The organism is Glycomyces sp. YM15 (assembly GCF_016918015.1).
GTDB lineage: Bacteria > Actinomycetota > Actinomycetes > Mycobacteriales > Micromonosporaceae > Glycomyces.
This window is the reverse complement of record NZ_JAERMK010000025.1, coordinates 1-15788: the sequence shown is the minus strand read 5'-3', so window position 1 is coordinate 15788 and position 15788 is coordinate 1. Positions and strand designations below refer to the sequence as shown.

Sequence of the window (15788 nt, the reverse complement as noted above, 5' to 3'; positions counted from 1 at the left end):
GCGAACTCCGGGTCCGCTGGGCTCGAGCTTATGGGCCGTCTAGTACCAGCCGTTGGACTCGCTGTGCGACCAGGCACCGCACGGGCTGCCGTAGCGGCCGTCGATGTAGTCGAGGCCCCAGGCGATCTGGGTGACCGGGTTCGTCTCCCAGTCGTCGCCGTGGGAGGCCATCTTGTCACCGGGGAGGGACTGCGGGATGCCGTAGGCGCCCGAGCCGGAGTTGTAGGCGGACTCGTCCCAACCGGACTCGCGGTCCCAGAGGCTGATGAGGCAGCCGACCTCGCCCATGTCCCAGCCGGCTTCGAGGGTCATCGTGCAGCCGATGGCCTTGTTGCCGGAGTATTCGGAGCAGTCGGCGGCGATGTCGACGCCGGGGCCGCTGTCGGAGGACTCGGTGCTCTCCTCGGCGGGCTCCTCGACCACGGGTTCGGGGACCTCGGCGGGCTCGGTCTTCGCGGTCGGCTCGACGGCGGCGGCCTCCTTGACGGGGAGGATGCTCTCCATCGGGGCGACCTGGTCCCACTGGTACTCGGAGTCACCGGCGTCGGCGACGATCTCGGCGGCGAGGATCTCCTCGGGCGTCGGGTCGTCGGTGCTGATGATCGCGGCGCTCGCGCTGCTGGCGGTGCCGACGGCGAAGAGCACGGCTGCGGCGGACACGAGCATGCGTTTGCGGGCGGGGTGCCGCTCGGGGTCTTCAGCTCGGTGCCGCGCACGGGAGGAATTCATGCGGGTAGACATCGGGGCAACCCTAGGGGTCCGAATTCGGCGGACCGTACCCCTCGGTAATCACACCAATACGGCACATCTCCACATGTGAGCGAACCTATCGGGTGCCCGTCTCGCCCGATAGCGCCGTTATCGCGTCGACTGCCCAGGCCCTCCTGGGACCCGGCGGTCCGGCCTCCCCTGAACGGCCGATTGACAGCGCGCCGCCCCGGTAGATCTTCTCCGACGGAGGTCCATTGAGATCAATGTCATAAAGGACCGTTGACATGAACCCATTGCCCTGAATGAACCAGATCCGGCCCCGCCGCGCGGCGGGGCCGGTTCGCGTTTCGAGCGGCGGCTACTCGGTCGGGTCGTCACCGGGCGTCGGCGACGGCGACTCCTCAGGGGTCGTCGCCGGCTCCCCGGTCGGCGTCTCCGACGGGGTCCCGTCCTCGCCCGGGGCGGCGGTCTCGGGGAACGCGGCGGTCGGATCGTCGCCGGGCATCGGCGTCTCGCCCGGGGGCATGGTCGGCTCGCTCCCGGCGACGCACAGCGGGTACTGGTAGCCGTAGCTGTCATCGATGTTCTCGACCGCATTCCCGTACTGGTCGTACCCCTCGACCGTCGATTCGGCGTCGAACGGGTTCGCCGTGGCGACCGGGCAGTTGTACGGGTCGCCGATCCACAGCGGGTTGCCGTCCTGGTCGAACAGGTACACCCCGGTGAGCAGGTTGCCGTTCTCGTCGTAGGCGTAGACGTCGCTGACGTAGCCGTACGGGTCGCCCGACTGCGAGGCCGTTTCGATGTACCGGACCGGGACGATCCCGGTGAGCAGCCAGGAGAACTGGTAGCCGGCCAGCGCGACGATCGCGATCCCGCCGGCGATCATCCAGCGGCGGCGCCTGCCGCGCCAGTCCATGGACTTGGCGCCGAGGCGCATCGAGGCCCACACGCAGACCAGCAGCACGGCGATCATGAGCAGCAGGCCGGGGATCGACCCGAAGATCGAATACCCGGTGACGCCGTACTGGGCAGCCGAGAGCCAGTAGACGAACAGGGCCGCCACGATCGCGCCGCGCAGCACCCACCATCCCGGGCGCAGGCGCTCGCGCAGTTCGGCGGCGTCGGCGTGCCCTGTGCTGACCGCGTACCGGTCCGCGGCGCCCCGCAGGCGGTCGAGGGCGGGTGCGGCGGTCTCGGAGAGCTTTCGGCGCATCCGGATGCCGACCGGTTCCTTGTCGACCTCGGCGGTGTCGCGCAGTTCCCGGGCGTAGGCCTCGGGGCTGCCGAGGAGGTCGCGGAGCGCGGCGCCGGGTCCGAGGTCGGCGGCGACCTCGGACAGGTGCGTGTCGAGTTCGGACATGAGGTCCTGCCGAATGTGCGTGGGCAGGTCGCCCAGGTGCCGCTCGACCGCGGCCAGGTAGGACGCGATCTCCGTGGACCGGTCGGGTGTGGTCGTCATGCTGCTGCCCTTCTCGGCTGGCCTGCGGTTGTCAGTGGTGCGTTGCTCATGATGTGTAGACCGGTCGCGACGGCGGTGCCGTTGCATATTCCTGCTGGAACGGCTCCAGGACGGGGCTGTAGCCGAGGACCGAGGCGGCGAAGCGGGCGTGGCCGCCGAGGCGCTGCTCGAGGGTCTCGCCGGGGCGCAGGTCGGCGGCGACGTCGGCGAGGTGCGCGCGCAGGCCGGCGACGAGGTCCTGGCGGATCTCCTCGAGCAGGTCGGCGAGGTGGCGCTCGACCGAGGCACGGTAGGCGGCCACGTCGTTCTGCACGGGGGTGTCGGTCATGGTCAACCTTTCGGGGGCGCGTCGAACAGCACCCGCATCTTGGCGCTCACGTCCTCCCACGCGTCGCGCGCCTGACGGAGGTACTTTCGGCCGGGTTCGGTGAGCGAGTAGTACTTGCGGTGCGGGCCCGACTCGCTCGGTTGGACGTAGGTGGACAGGTAGCCGGCGCGGTAGAGCCGCCGGAGCGTGCCGTAGACGGAGGCGTCGCCGAGCTCGTCGAAGCCCGCGGCGCGCAGCCGGTTGAGGATCTCGTACCCGTAGCCGTCCTGGCGGTCGAGGACGCGGAGCACGATGATGTCGAGCAGGCCCTTGAGCAGTTGCGATCTGTCCACGCTATCCACAGTACCATGCATTGCACAGTAGTGGAGGCGTGTGAACGCGAAACGGTCCCGTCGTCGCCGACGGGACCGTTTCGGTTGCGCTGCTTAGAGGGTGGCGCGGGCCGCGCGCAGGCGCGCGAGACTCACGTCCTTGCCCAGGAGCTCCATCGACTCGTACAGCGGCGGCGACACGGTCTTGCCGCTGATCGCCACGCGCACCGGGCCGAAGGCCTTGCGGGGCTTGAGGCCCAGGCCGTCGACGAGCGCGGCCTTCAGGGCCTCCTCGATCGCCCCGGTCGTCCAGTCGATGCCCTCGAGCGACGCGATCGAGGCGTCGAGCACCTGCGCCGCGTCGTCCTTGAAGGTCTTCTTCACGCTGTCCTCGTCGAGCTCGACCTCGGTGCCGCAGAACAGGAACCGCAGCATCTCCACGGCCTGCGAGAGCGTCGTGCAGCGCTCCTGCACGAGCGGCACGGCCACGTCGAGCACATGCGACTGCTCCGCGGTGACCTCCGCGCCCAGCAGCCCCGCGTCCTGGAGGCGCGGCACGAGCAGCCCGATCAGCTCCCCGGCGTCCACGGCGCGGAAGTGGTCGGAGCAGATCGCGTCGAACTTCCTCTCGTCGAACCTCGCCGGGTTCGACTTCACGTCGTGCAGGTCGAAGGCCTCGAGGAACTCCGCCACCGTGAACACGTCGCGGTCGCCCGAGATGGACCAGCCGAGCGTCGCCACATAGTTGAGCACGCCCTCGGGCAGGTACCCGGCCTCCTTGTACTGCAGGAGGTTCGAGCGCGGGTCGCGCTTCGACATCTTCTTGCCGCGCTCGTCCACGATGAGCGGCAGGTGCGCGTACTCGGGCTCGGCGTCGGCGATGCCCAGCTCGACCAGCGCGCGCCACATGACGATCTGGCGCGGCGTCGAGGGCATGAGGTCCTCGCCGCGGGTCACCATGTTGACCTTCATGATCGCGTCGTCCACCGGGTTGGTGAGCGTGTACAGCGGCGAGCCGTCGCCGCGCGCGATCACGTAGTCGGGCACGGTCCCGGCCGGGGTCGTGACCTCGCCGCGCACCGCGTCGCGGAAGGTGATGTCCTCATCGGGCATCCGCATCCGGTACACGGGGTGGCGGCCCTCGGCGCGGAAGGCGGCCTTCTGCTCGTCGGAGAGGTCGCGGTCGAAGTTGTCGTAGCCGAGCTTCGGGTCGCGCCCGGCGGCGCGGTGGCGGGCCTCGACCTCCTCATTGGTCGAGAACGCCTCGTAGGCGTAGCCGCCGTCGAGGAGCCGCTTGATCACGTCGGCGTACACGTCGAGGCGCTGCGACTGCCGGTAGGGCGCGTGCGGCCCGCCGATGTCGGGCCCCTCGTCCCAGGTCATGCCCAGCCACGAGAGCGCTTCGAGCAGCTGGTTGTAGGACTCCTCGGTGTCGCGCGCCGCGTCGGTGTCCTCGATGCGGAACACGAACTCGCCGCCCTTGGCCCGTGCGTACCCCCACGAGAACAGGCAGGTGCGCACCAGGCCCACATGCGGGGTCCCGGTCGGGCTGGGGCAGAAGCGGGTGCGGACGTTACTCACTGGGAACCACCTTGTTGGACAGTGTGCCGATGCCGGCGACGGAAACGGAGACGGTCTCGCCGGCCTGGAGCGGGCCGACGCCCGCGGGCGTGCCGGTGAGCACCACGTCGCCCGGCAGCAGGGTCATCACCTGCGACACGTAGGCGACGATCGCGGCCGGGTCGAATACCATGTCCTTGGTCGAGCCGAGCTGGCGCACCTCACCGTTGACCTCGCAGCGGATCTCGGTGGCGGCCATGTCGGCGTCCGGGCTGGTCTCGATCCACGGCCCGATCGGGCAGAACGAGTCGAAGCCCTTGGCGCGGGTGAACTGCACGTCCTGCTGCTGGAGGTCGCGGGCGGTCACGTCGTTGGCGCACGTGTAGCCGTAGATCGCGCTCTTCGCGGCCTCGCGGTCGAGACCGCGGGCGCCGTGCAAGCCGATCACGACGGCCAGCTCGGCCTCGTGCTCGACCTGGTCGGACACGGCCGGGAGACGGATGGCCTCGCTCGGGCCGATCACCGAAGTGGACGGCTTGAGGAAGATCAGGGGCTCTTTCGGGACCTCGTTGCCGAGTTCGGCGGCGTGGTCGGCGTAGTTGCGCCCCACGCACACCACTTTGGACGGGAGGATCGGGGCGAGCAGCCGCACGTCCTCGAGCGCCCAGCGCTGGCCGGTGAGCTTGATCTGCGCGAACGGGTGACCCTCGATCTCGGCGGCGGTGGCGCCGGGCCCCTCGCCTTCCAGGACGGCGAACGACATGCCGGTCGGTTGAGCGATCCGCGCGATCCGCACAGTCGGCCCCTCTCTGAGACTGGTTTGAGCTTGCGGCCTCAGCTTAGTTCGGGGGCGGTGCGGGGTCGACGCACTATCGCGTGGAACGCGGTCAAATCACCCTGTCACGCGGAGCGCGGTCACATCACGATGCTGCCGGGCGGAGCCGGCCGAAAGACGCCGTCGCGCGGAGCCCGGTCTCGCCGCGGCGCGCTAGCGCACGAGCAGGAAGATACCGCCGAGGAGGGCCGAGCCGACGAGCGCGCCGACGACGATGCCCATGCCGAGGCGGCGTACCTTGCCGAACAACCCGATGAAGAAGCCGAGCACGCAGGTCAACGGCGCGGCCACGAGCAGCGAGATCGCGGTGGCGCCGAAGCGGACCTTGAGGGTCTCGCCGAGGTCGCCCACGAGCACGAAGCCGAAGACGAAGGCCGCGATCACCAGGATCACGAGGCCGAGAACGAAGCCGGACACGAAACGTCGGCGCCCATACACGGCCGAATCCGCGGCCATGGCCGCCGCGCGGGCACGATCGGTCTTGTAGGAAGTCACATGTCAACTCTAGTACGGCTTCACCAGCCGTGCGGTGACGGCATTCATCCGACGCCGAGCCTGCAGGCGCGGGCCGGGCGCCGTCTCCTGTGGAAAACGCCGATCCGCTTCGCGGTAGCGTCACTCCACCGTGACACGCCGTCGTGAATGCCTCGAGCGCGGCGTCTAGCATGCAAGACTGCCATATGCGCCGTTTGATCACAATCTTCGCATTGCTCGGGGCCCTGTTCATCGCGCAGGCGCCCGCCGGAGCGATCGATTCCAGCCTGCCGCAGTCGTCCGCCTCCTTCAACGACCAGGTCTACAAGGTGGACTACCACGGCGACATCGTCTACTCGGGCGGGGTCTTCACCCGTGCCCGCAACACCGACGGCACCTTCGCGCGCCGCACCTACCTGGCGGCCGTGAACTCGGCCACGGGGGCGCTCCTGCCGTTCGCGCCGGTCCTCAACGGATCGGTCCACGAGGTCAAGACCGCCGGCGAGTACTTGTACATCGCCGGCAGGTTCACCGAGGTCGACGGAGTCGCCCGCTCCCGCGCGGCCCGGTTCCGGCTCGACACCGGAGAGCTCGACACCGCATGGAATCCGAAGCCCTCGGCCACCGTGTACTCGATCGAGCCGGTCGGCTCCACGGTCTACCTGGGCGGCACGTTCCAGTCGGTCGGCGGCTTCGTGCAGCCGGCGCTGGCGGCCGTCAGCGCCGTCGACGGCATGCCCGTCACGGGCTTCACGCCGAAGGTCACCGAGGGCTCGGTCCGCGACCTCCAGTACGGCCACGATCGCCTGTACGTCGCGGGGGCGTTCTCGATGATCGAGGGTGAGAAGAAGTACGGGAAGCTCGGCGCGGTCAACCCGTCCACGGGCGTGGTCGACGCGACGTTCGAGTCCAAGGTGTACGTCCTCACCCGCGAGGTCGAGGTCGCCGGGGACCGCGTCTTCGCGGCCCTCGACGGGCGCGGCGGCGAGATCCGGGCGTTCACGCGCAGCGGCGAGACGCTCTGGTACCAGGCGACCGACGGCGGGATGCAGACCGTCGAGGTCTGGGGCGCCACCGTCATCGGCGGCGGCCACTTCGACAAGGCCTGCGTCACCAACCACGCCGGTCCCCAGGGCCAGTGCGTGGACGGCGTGCGCGCCCCCCGCGGGAAGCTTCTCGCGGTCGACATGGACGGGAAGCTCCTGGACTGGAACCCGGCCGCGAACGGCGTCGTCGGCGCCTGGGACGCGACCGCGCACCCGTCCGGCTCGAACCTGACGGTGGGCGGCTCGTTCACGACCTTCGGCGGCGGCGCGCAGGAGCAGAAGCGCTTGGCGATCTTCGACTAGGGCACGGCCTTTCCAAAGGCACGGCAAAGGCACAGCGCAAAGGGCCCGGCACCTGGAGGTGTCGGGCCCTTGTTCACTGCCCGCCGCACGATCGGCGCGGTTCAGGCTCCGGCCCGGTCTCGTGGACCGGGCCGTGTCGGTGCCGCGCGGCGCCGCTGGTGGGACGCCGCACGGGGTCGGTAGGAGTTCAGGACTTGGAGAGCCCCCGCCGGTTGAGGCCGTACGCGAGGCCGTCCGCCAGCGCGTTCCAGGAGGCCTCGATGAGGTTGGGGGCCACGCCGACGGTGGTCCACTCGGATTCGCCGTCGCTCATGGAGACGAGGACACGGGTGACCGCGTCGGTGCCGGTGGAGCCTGCGAGGATGCGGACCTTGAAGTCGGAGAGCGTGAGCTCGGCCAGGCGGGGGTGGCGGGCGGCCAGGGCGCTGCGCAGGGCCGCGTCGAGCGCGTTGACCGGGCCGTTGCCCTGCGCGGTGGCGATGACGCGTTCGCCGTCCACGTCGAGGCGGACGGTGGCTTCGGCGACGGTGACCGCGGTGGGGTCGTGGTCGACGATGACGCGGTAGGTGTCGAGTTTGAACGGCCGGGGGAGGCCGCCTTCGACCTCGTCGCGCACGAGCAGTTCGAAGGACGCGTCGGCGGCCTCGAAGGACCAGCCTTTGGATTCGAGTTGCTTGACGCGGTTGGTGATGCGGTCGAGTGCGGCCTTGTCGCCGGAGAGGTCGATGCCGAGTTCGCGGCCCTTGAGCTCGACGGAGGCGCGGCCGGCCATCTCGGTGACGAGGATGCGCATGTCGTTGCCGACCACGGCGGGGTCGACGTGGTTGTACAGGGCGGGGTCGGCCTTGATCGCGGAGGCGTGGATGCCGGCCTTGTGCGCGAACGCGGCGTGACCGGTGTAGGGGGCGTGCTCGTCGGGGATCATGTTGGCGATCTCGGCGATCGCGTGGGAGATGCGGGTGAGCTGCTCGAGGCCGCCGTCGGGCAGGACTCTGAGGCCGAGCTTGGTCTCGAGGTTCGCGACGACGCTGAACAGGTTGGCGTTGCCGGGGCGTTCGCCGTAGCCGTTGGCGGTGCCCTGGACGTGCATGACGCCGGCCTGGACGGCGGCGAGGGTGTTGGCGACGGCGCAGCCGGTGTCGTTCTGGGCGTGCATGCCGAGGCGTACGCGCTCGCGCGGGAGGACCGCTTCGAGGCGGGTGCGGAGGTCGGTGACGACGGCGGTGATGTCCGAGGGGATGCTGCCGCCGTTGGTGTCGCAGAGGACGACCGCTTCGGCCCCGGCTTCGAGGGCGGTGCGCACGACGAGGGTGGCGTACACGGGGTCGTGGCGGAAGCCGTCGAAGAAGTGCTCGCAGTCGATGAAGACCTGGCGGTCGTGCTCGCGGCCGGTGCGCACCGAGTCGCTGATCATCGCGAGGTTCTCTTCGGGGGTGGTCTTGAGTGCCTGCTCGACGTGGCGCATGTCGGATTTGGCGACCAGGCAGAGCACGGGGGCGCGCGAGTCGAGGAGGGCTTGGAAGCCGGGGTCCTCGGCGGCGCTCGAACCGGCTCGGCGGGTCATGCCGAAGGCGACGAGTTTGGCGTGCTTGAAGTTCAGTTCGTCGGCCGCGCGGGCGAAGAACTCCGTGTCCGAGGGGATCGCGCCGGGCCAGCCGCCCTCGATGTAGTCGACGCCGAGCTCGTCGAGGAGTTCTGCGACGGCGAGCTTGTCGGCGACGGAGTAGCGGAGGCCCTCCATCTGCGCGCCGTCACGGAGCGTGGTGTCGAAGACGTGGAAGTCCCCGCCGCTGTTCGCAGGTTCGCTGCCGGTTTGCGGGTCTGGTTGCGTCACTTGGTGCTCCAGGTTTCTGTACTTATCGGTCCGGCCGCTGCGGGGCCTACCTGAACGTTCGTTTGCCCTGAACGAAAAAGACCCCCTGCGGGCGCAGGAGGTCTGGCGTTCGGCGGAGGCATCTAACGACGATGCTCCGCGGAACGCCCGCAGCTAATCATGAGCTGGAAGGTCACGAAAAGTAGTATGCCATCGGCCGTGGTCGCGAACCACCATTTCCCACATAATGGGATTCAGTGTGTCGCGTCGGATCGGGCCGAGCGCTTGCGCGCCTTGGCCTCACCAGTCCGATCGCAGCGCGCGGCGGCGCTGCCACCACAGGACGAAGGCAGCGCCCCCCGCGAGCGCGACGGCGCCGGCGCCGATCCCGACGCCGAGGCCGGCACCGGTGGTCGGGAGCGTCGACTTCGGCGACGAGGACGGCGATTCGGCCTCGGCGTCGGGATCGGCCTCGGACGGCACCTCGGACATCGGCGTGGTCTCGTTGGGCGGCGTGGCCTCGTTCGGTGGCGGTGTGGCCTCGGTCCCGGCCCCGGCGAGCCACTCGTGGAAATGCATGCTGTCGCTCGGGTCCTCCCGGACGGCCAGCACCTCGGCGCCCGCGACGGCGTCGGAGCGCTCGCGCAGCCCCAGGAGGTAGTCCCCTGGCGCGACGAAGCGGAAGTCCTTGTGGCCGGGGTCGTGGTAGACGATCGTCCAGCTGTGCGCGCCCGCGCAGTCGGCGAGCGACACCTGCGCCGTCGCGCCGCCGCCGCCGGTGTCGGCGACGAGGCACTGCCCCGAGTCACGGTGGATGATCTGGTATTCGCCGAGGTCCCGCAGGTCCCCCGGGTCCTGCAGCCCCTCGTCGCCGCTGAGCTCCCAGAAGTCGCCCTGGGCGGTGAGCCGCGGGGCCCCGTCGACCGCCGCCATCGGCAGGTTCTGATGGTCCTTGAGGTACAGCCGGACCGCACCGTCGGGCACGGGCTGGGCTTGAGCGGGGGCGCCGGCGGCCAGCAGGATCGCAGCCGAGACCACGGCGGCCTTGAACAGAGTTGTCTTCATCAAGAAATTACATCAAATGAGACAAATTCACCTATAGGCTGCTTAAGGCAACCCTACGGGACGACCGGTCAGCCCGTCGCCGGGGGCCCGACGCTGCCGCGAATCTCGCTCGCCGCGTCCCCGGCCGCACGCAAGCGGTCGGCCGCATCGGTGAGCAGGTCCAGCGTCTCGTCCGAACGATGCGCCGACAGCGCCTGCTGCAACCCGATCGAGCCGGCCAGGCACTCCCCCGCCGCGCTCACCATGTCCTCATAGGCGGCCACGCCCGCTTCCAGGCGCTCCACCATCCGGTCGAGGTTCGCAGCCATACCCGCGCGCTTCACCTCGGGCGCGATCGCGATCGCCGCCTCGACGTCCTTCACGCCCAACGCGAGCCGGTACAGCTCCTGACCGGCCTTCGAGGCCCCGGCGAGGATCGCGACCGCCTCGTCGTTCCCCTCCAGGCGCTTCGCCATCTGCTCCGCGGCGACCGAAGCGCGCTCCAACCGCTCGTACGGGCGCAGGGCCCGGCTGTGGCGGAACTGCGCCCGGATGCGCCCGCGCCGGATCGCATCGGCCGTCTCGCCGAACAGGCCGCGCGCCTCCTTCGAGAGCCGCGCCGGACCGTGCAACTCCAGCGAAGCCCGCTCGGCGGCCGGAATCGCGCGCGAGAGCCGCCGGTAGTCGAACCACCGGACCACCGCCATCGCCGTCGCGAACCCCGCCACCGTCACCCAGATCCCGTCCGGCGCACCGAGACCGGCATAGGGGACGAAGAAGGCGCCGCCGGCGGCAGCGCCTCCCGCGATCGCGGTCCAGGACTTGGCGGAGGACAACCGGGAACGCAGGCGCTTGAGCGCGCGCTTGCGGTCCTTCGCGTCCACCGGCGGTCCTCTCGGGTCAGTTCTTGGTCTTGTCGGCCTCGGGCTCGGCCGTGCCCTCGTCGTTGCCGAGAGACGCGCGGATGTCCGCGAGGCGGGCGTTCGTGACCGACTCCTTCGACTCGATCGCCGGGCCCGCGGCCTTGCCGCCGGAGAGCTGATCGCCCTCGAGCGAAGCGCGGATCTGGTCCAGACGCGAAGCCCCGGCCATGTCGCGCGTGGCGCGGTTGACCTCGAGGAGGCGACCCTCCACCGAGTTCGAGGCGAGCTCGGCGCGGCCCATCGCGCTGGCGTAGCGGCCTTCGATCTTGTCGCGGATCTCGTCGAAGTTCGGCACGTTGCCGGGGGCGGCGGTCTGCGACATCGACTCGAGCGAGGAGGCGATCGTCTCCTGCATCTTCGCCTGCTCGAGCTGGCCGAGCAGCTTCGTGCGCTCCTGGAGCTTCTGCTGCAGGATCATCTGGTTGTTCTCGACGGCCTTCTTGGCCTGGTCCGCAGCGGTGAGCGCCTGGTCGTGCATCACCTTCATGTCCTCGAGGGACTGCTCGGTGGAGACCAGCTGGCCCGCGAGAATCTCAGCGGTGGACTCGAACTGCTGCGCCTTCTGCTCGTCGCCCTCGGCGCGAGCCTTGTCCGACAGCACCAGAGCCTGGCGCGCCTGCGCCTGCAGACGCTCCACTTCGGCCATCGAACGGTTGAGCTTCATCTCCAGCTGACGCTGGTTCCCGATCACAGAAGCCGCCTGCCCCACCAATGCCTGGTGCTGCTTCTGCGCTTCCTCGATCGCCTGCTGGATCTGGATCTTGGGATCGGCGTGCTCATCGATCTTCGCACCGAAGAGCGCCATCATGTATTTCCAGCCCTTGACGAACGGATTGGCCATTATCGGGGTCCTTCCGGTGATTGCAACGCCGACATGCCTCTAGTGTCGGACATCGGCGCCACGTGCGTGGGACAGGGTGACGCCTCAATCGCCAAAACTACATCATCGGTGGTTTTCAAGCCGCCGCGCGGACCACCGAATCGGTCACCTCGCCACGCCGATGCCGGGACCGGACCTGCGCGATCGAAGCGGGCGCGGCAGACAGGGCCCGACGCCGACGCGCGACCTCTTCCTGAACGTCCGACGGCACCGAACCCGCGGACGCGGCCTTGTCGCGCGCCAACGGCAGCACCGCGACCTGACGGCCCTGCGACGAGTCTTCACCGCGCTCATGGACGGCGACCTCGCGCGAGACCTCCGCCAGCACCTCCGACAGACGCACCTGCAGCGCCCCGCACACCGAGGCCAGCAGCTCGCTCGACGGTTCCTTGTGGCCCCGCTCGATCTCGGACAGGTAGCCCAAGCTCACATTGGCCTGCTTCGACACGTCCCGCAACGTCCGCTTCTGCGCGCGGCGGCGGCGCCGCAGGGTCTCTCCCAGCAGTTCCCGCAACAACACCATAGGATTCTCCTCCGCGCCGCGATAGCTCACATGAGCTTAGGTGGGTCCAGCAAGCCTATCTCGTCCGGTTCGGCTCGCTCTTCTTCGATTTGAATGCTTTCCAGAGGTAATCCATTCCCGTCACCACCGTCAGCACCAGCGCCGCACCCATGAGCCAGGGACCCACCGCGTCCAGCGGCGAAGGCCACGGCCACAGATACCAGGCCACGGCTGTGATCTGCAAGACCGTCTTGAGCTTCCCGCCCCGGTCCGCGGCGATCACCGTGCGGCGCAGCACCGCCACCCGCAGCGCCGTGATCCCCAGCTCACGCACGAGGATGACCACCGTCACCCACCACGGCAACGCGTCGTAGTAACTCAGCAGGACCAGCGACGTCCCGATGAGGACCTTGTCCGCGATCGGGTCGGCCAACTTCCCGAAGTCGGTGACGAGGCCGCGCGACCGCGCCAGCCAGCCGTCCACGAAGTCGGTCGCGGAGATGAACACGAACAGCGCGCAGGCCGCCATCCGCCACCCCGAGTGCTCGAGCCCGGAAAGGACCACGAACACCGCGAAGACCGGCACCAGGAAGATCCGGGCCACCGTCACCACGTTCGCGATGTTCCACGGCGAGACCGGCCGGTCCTCAGTGGTCACCAGGCCTCCTCGACGAGCTCCGCCACGAGGTCGACACCGTTCGAGTCGATCACCTTCGCCGTCACGAAGTCGCCGACCTCCAGGCCCTCGACCTCGCCCACCAGCGCGATCGTGCCGTCGACCTCCGGCGCCTGGTGGGCGCCGCGGCCGTCCACGCCGTCGTCCTCCACGGATTCGACCAGGACCTTCATGACCTCGCCCACCCGCTCGGCGGCGCGCTGGCTCACCAGCTCGTCGACGAGCATCGCAACGCGGGTGTGCCGCTCGGAGACGACGTCCTCGTCCACGTGCCCGTCGAGGTCCACCGCTTCGGTGCCGTCCTCGTCGGAGTAGGCGAACACGCCGGTGGAGTCGAGGCGGGCCTCCTCGAGGAAGCCCATGAGCTCCTCGACGTCCTCCTCGGTCTCGCCGGGGAAGCCGACGATCACGTTGGTGCGGGCCCCGGCGAGCGGGTCGACGTCGCGGATCTGCTTGAGCAGCGCGAGGAAGTTCTCGGTGGAGCCGAAGCGGCGCATCCGGCGCAGGACCTTCGCCGAGGAGTGCTGGAACGACAGGTCGAAGTACGGCACGACCTTGTCGGTGCGCTGCATCGCCTCGATGAGGCTCGGGCGCAGCTCGGCGGGCTGCAGGTAGGAGAGGCGGATCCACTCGATGCCGTCGATCGCGGCCATGCCCTCCAGGAGGTGCTCGAGCGCCTGGGAGTCGGCGAGGTCCTTGCCGTAGGAGGTGGTGTTCTCGGAGACGAGGTTGAGTTCCTTGACGCCCTCGGAGGCGAGCCAGGCGGCCTCGGCCAGGATCTCCTCGGGCGTGCGGGAGACGAAGGAGCCGCGGAAGGACGGGATCGCGCAGAAGGTGCAGCGCCGGTCGCAGCCTGAGGCGAGCTTGAGGTTCGCCACGGGGCCGTCGGTGAGGCGCTTGCGCACGACCGCGAGGTGCTGCGGGGCGCCCGCGTCGAGCTGGGCGCCGTCGGCTTGGGCGGCGCGGGAGTGGCCGGGGACGACGGCGGCGGCGCTCTGGCGCGCTGCCGGGGCCAGCGGGAGGAGCTTGCGGCGGTCGGACGGCTGGTGGGATTCGAGCTTGCGCCCGGCGAGGATGTCGTCGAGGCGGGCGGCCATGTCCGGGTAGTGGTCGAAGCCGAGCACGGCGTCGGCCTCGGGCAGGCTCTCGGCCAGCTCCTTGCCGTAGCGCTCGGCCATGCAGCCGGTCGCGACGACCTTCGCGCCGGTCGAGGAGGCGTCGAGGAGGACGTCGATGGACTCGGTCTTCGCCTGCTCGATGAAACCGCAGGTGTTGACCATGACGACGTCGGCGTTCTCGCCGTCGTCGCTGATGCGCCAGCCACCGGCGGCGAGGCGGGCGGCCAGCTCCTCGGAGTCGGTCTCGTTGCGGGCGCAACCGAGCGTCAGGAGCGCTACGGACTTGCCGGCCTCGCGTGCGGACGATTCCTCGGAACGGGTCGAATGAGCTGCAGACACCAGGAAAGCGTACCTACCGGCGGGCCGCGGCTGCCCCCGGCGGCGGGACGGGACACAGTGACGCCGGCGGTAGGTGACCGACCTAACCGGAAGCGCGTCGATCGGCCCGTTATGGGGTGAATACGCAGCGGACAATCGGTGCCTTTCGCGATGCTTCTGCGCAGGGGCAACAGTGGATCACCGCACGTGGCGGCCATACCTTAGGCTTGTCCCATGTCCCCCAAAGACATCGCCCCAGCCCATCGCCCTGCTCATCGAACGCCGAAGCTCCGGCGCGCCGGACTCGCGCTGCTCGCGACCGCCGCGGTGCTCACGGTCGCCGCCTGCGGCGCCGCGCCGACCGGCACGCTCCACACGCGCGCCGGATACACGCTCACCAGCGACGAGATCCCGGTCTCGGTGTGCCCCGCCGACGACGAATCGCGGTTCGCCGGCGATGAAGGCCTGCTCATCGGCGCCCACTTCGCGCTCCGTGTCGAATGCGTCGCGTCCTTCGACGAGCTGCCCGAGGGATTCCAGCTCGACTACCTGTTCGGCGAGCACGCGAGCCTGTACTCCCCCGAGCCCGGGTACGAGTTCACGCTCATCCAGTTCGCGCCCGAGACCGGAGCCGAGGCCCAGTTCGAAGCCGAGGCCGGCGAGCTCTCCGCGACGCTGAAGATCGGCGACCGCGCGTGGGACTTCGACGGCGAGGTGCCCGCGCCCGGCGAGGTGTACTTCACCGTGGCGAAGCGGGACGCCCCGATCACGCTCGAAGTGGTCGACGTCGAGCGCACCCAGACCATGGACCTGCGTGAACGCACCCGCGAGGGCCTCATCCAGGCGCTCTACACCGGCACCGCCGCGGTCGACTCCGAGGTGGTCGAGGGCTCGGTCGACGGCTACACCACCAAGGGCAGCTACGAGTACTGGTTCGACGACTGGGGCTACCAGACCCAGTTCGAGCTCACCCGCGAGGTCTTCGAACCCGGCACGGGCTGGGTGGCCGAACCGGACCGGGCGCTCCTGTCGATCGAGTTCGGATGGCTCTATTCGGCCAGCGGCCTCGAATGGAGCATCGACACCGATGACGCCCTGAAGGTCTCGGGTCCCGACGGCGCGCTGACGCCGCTCTCGGCCGACCACTTGGACGAGGACCTGAGCAACGGCGTCTGGCGCACCTTCACCATCACGTACGACGTGCCCGCCGACGCGCTCGACTTCACACTGAACTTCCACCCGAAGGGCCCGGTCAAGTGGCCCGAGGAGGACGTCTCGCTGCCGATCACCGGCGACAAGAACCACGAGATCGCCGTCAGCTTCGCCTAGGCGACGCGAAGGGGCCGGTCCGCGGAAGGGCGGATTCTAGGGGTGGTTGCAACACTGCTGGTTATTCGCTGGTGTGGATGAGTTTAGCGAGGCGCTCGGCTGGGGTTTCCCAGGCGAGCGTTTTGCGTGGGCGTCCGTTGAGTTCGGCGGCGACG

Annotated in this window: 16 protein-coding genes; 2 read left to right on the top strand and 14 right to left on the bottom strand. The window is 69.5% G+C overall.

All coding sequences use genetic code 11. The features are described 5' to 3' along the window. Positions 1-39: 39 nt before the first annotated feature. The 7 genes from JHY01_RS22340 to JHY01_RS22310 all read right to left on the bottom strand — a co-directional run bounded on the left by JHY01_RS22340 (position 40) and on the right by JHY01_RS22310 (position 5702). Positions 40-741: a hypothetical protein gene (locus tag JHY01_RS22340; protein WP_205327918.1), complete on the bottom strand. Its 702-nt coding sequence runs from the start codon at positions 739-741 to the stop codon at positions 40-42. Positions 742-1069: 328 nt separating this feature from the next. After that, positions 1070-2173, bottom strand: coding sequence for a hypothetical protein (locus JHY01_RS22335; RefSeq protein ID WP_205327917.1), 1104 nt, complete (start codon positions 2171-2173; stop codon positions 1070-1072). A 46-nt stretch (positions 2174-2219) separates the two neighbouring features. After that, entirely contained in the window at positions 2220-2501 is a 282-nt protein-coding gene (locus tag JHY01_RS22330; protein ID WP_205327916.1) for a hypothetical protein, read from the bottom strand. 2 nt (positions 2502-2503) lie between these two features. After that, positions 2504-2833, bottom strand: coding sequence for a PadR family transcriptional regulator (locus tag JHY01_RS22325; RefSeq protein ID WP_205327915.1), 330 nt, complete (start codon positions 2831-2833; stop codon positions 2504-2506). A 93-nt stretch (positions 2834-2926) separates the two neighbouring features. Beyond that, on the bottom strand, positions 2927-4393 hold the full coding sequence (gene gltX / locus JHY01_RS22320; RefSeq protein WP_205327914.1) for a glutamate--tRNA ligase: 1467 nt from the start codon (positions 4391-4393) through the stop codon (positions 2927-2929). Continuing rightward, positions 4386-5168, bottom strand: a complete 783-nt coding sequence (locus JHY01_RS22315) for a fumarylacetoacetate hydrolase family protein (RefSeq protein WP_205327913.1) — start codon at positions 5166-5168, stop codon at positions 4386-4388. Before JHY01_RS22315 ends, gltX begins: the two co-directional genes overlap by 8 nt. A gap of 192 nt (positions 5169-5360) precedes the next feature. Continuing rightward, positions 5361-5702 (bottom strand): hypothetical protein, encoded by a 342-nt coding sequence (locus JHY01_RS22310; protein ID WP_205327912.1) that lies wholly within the window; start codon positions 5700-5702, stop codon positions 5361-5363. Positions 5703-5914: 212 nt separating this feature from the next. Between JHY01_RS22310 and JHY01_RS22305 the strand changes: the two genes are divergently transcribed. Next, entirely contained in the window at positions 5915-7030 is a 1116-nt protein-coding gene (locus JHY01_RS22305) for a hypothetical protein (protein ID WP_205327911.1), read from the top strand. 187 nt (positions 7031-7217) lie between these two features. Here the strand turns inward: JHY01_RS22305 and cimA are convergent, their stop codons facing one another. The 7 genes from cimA to rimO form a co-directional block, all read right to left on the bottom strand. After that, entirely contained in the window at positions 7218-8864 is a 1647-nt protein-coding gene (gene cimA, locus JHY01_RS22300) for a citramalate synthase (RefSeq protein WP_307814532.1), read from the bottom strand. A 279-nt stretch (positions 8865-9143) separates the two neighbouring features. Next, positions 9144-9908 (bottom strand): RICIN domain-containing protein, encoded by a 765-nt coding sequence (locus JHY01_RS22295; RefSeq protein WP_205327910.1) that lies wholly within the window; start codon positions 9906-9908, stop codon positions 9144-9146. Positions 9909-9976: 68 nt separating this feature from the next. Beyond that, positions 9977-10771 carry a hypothetical protein gene (locus tag JHY01_RS22290; protein ID WP_205327909.1) on the bottom strand — a complete coding sequence of 265 codons (795 nt, stop codon included), beginning with the start codon at positions 10769-10771 and terminating at the stop codon, positions 9977-9979. A gap of 16 nt (positions 10772-10787) precedes the next feature. Then, positions 10788-11651 carry a PspA/IM30 family protein gene (locus JHY01_RS22285; RefSeq protein ID WP_205327908.1) on the bottom strand — a complete coding sequence of 288 codons (864 nt, stop codon included), beginning with the start codon at positions 11649-11651 and terminating at the stop codon, positions 10788-10790. A gap of 115 nt (positions 11652-11766) precedes the next feature. Then, a complete protein-coding gene (locus JHY01_RS27475) occupies positions 11767-12213 on the bottom strand; it encodes a helix-turn-helix domain-containing protein (RefSeq protein WP_205327907.1) in 447 nt (148 codons plus the stop codon). 55 nt (positions 12214-12268) lie between these two features. Continuing rightward, on the bottom strand, positions 12269-12853 hold the full coding sequence (pgsA, locus tag JHY01_RS22275; protein WP_205327964.1) for a CDP-diacylglycerol--glycerol-3-phosphate 3-phosphatidyltransferase: 585 nt from the start codon (positions 12851-12853) through the stop codon (positions 12269-12271). Then, the gene (gene rimO / locus JHY01_RS22270) at positions 12847-14325 is read right to left on the bottom strand and encodes a 30S ribosomal protein S12 methylthiotransferase RimO (protein WP_205327906.1); all 1479 of its coding nucleotides are present in this window, start codon (positions 14323-14325) and stop codon (positions 12847-12849) included. Before rimO ends, pgsA begins: the two co-directional genes overlap by 7 nt. A gap of 213 nt (positions 14326-14538) precedes the next feature. Between rimO and JHY01_RS22265 the strand changes: the two genes are divergently transcribed. Beyond that, positions 14539-15633: a hypothetical protein gene (locus JHY01_RS22265; protein ID WP_205327905.1), complete on the top strand. Its 1095-nt coding sequence runs from the start codon at positions 14539-14541 to the stop codon at positions 15631-15633. The last annotated feature ends 155 nt before the right edge of the window (positions 15634-15788 follow it).

What these genes read in the sequence shown, in the direction of transcription:
- JHY01_RS22340 (WP_205327918.1), bottom strand. Translation starts at nt 741, where the DNA reads ATGTCTACCCGCATGAATTCCTCCCGTGCGCGGCACCGAGCTGAAGAC.
- JHY01_RS22265 (WP_205327905.1), top strand. Translation starts at nt 14,539, where the DNA reads ATGTCCCCCAAAGACATCGCCCCAGCCCATCGCCCTGCTCATCGAACG.
- JHY01_RS22285 (WP_205327908.1), bottom strand. Translation starts at nt 11,651, where the DNA reads ATGGCCAATCCGTTCGTCAAGGGCTGGAAATACATGATGGCGCTCTTC.
- JHY01_RS22330 (WP_205327916.1), bottom strand. Translation starts at nt 2,501, where the DNA reads ATGACCGACACCCCCGTGCAGAACGACGTGGCCGCCTACCGTGCCTCG.
- JHY01_RS22295 (WP_205327910.1), bottom strand. Translation starts at nt 9,908, where the DNA reads ATGAAGACAACTCTGTTCAAGGCCGCCGTGGTCTCGGCTGCGATCCTG.
- JHY01_RS27475 (WP_205327907.1), bottom strand. Translation starts at nt 12,213, where the DNA reads ATGGTGTTGTTGCGGGAACTGCTGGGAGAGACCCTGCGGCGCCGCCGC.
- JHY01_RS22335 (WP_205327917.1), bottom strand. Translation starts at nt 2,173, where the DNA reads ATGACGACCACACCCGACCGGTCCACGGAGATCGCGTCCTACCTGGCC.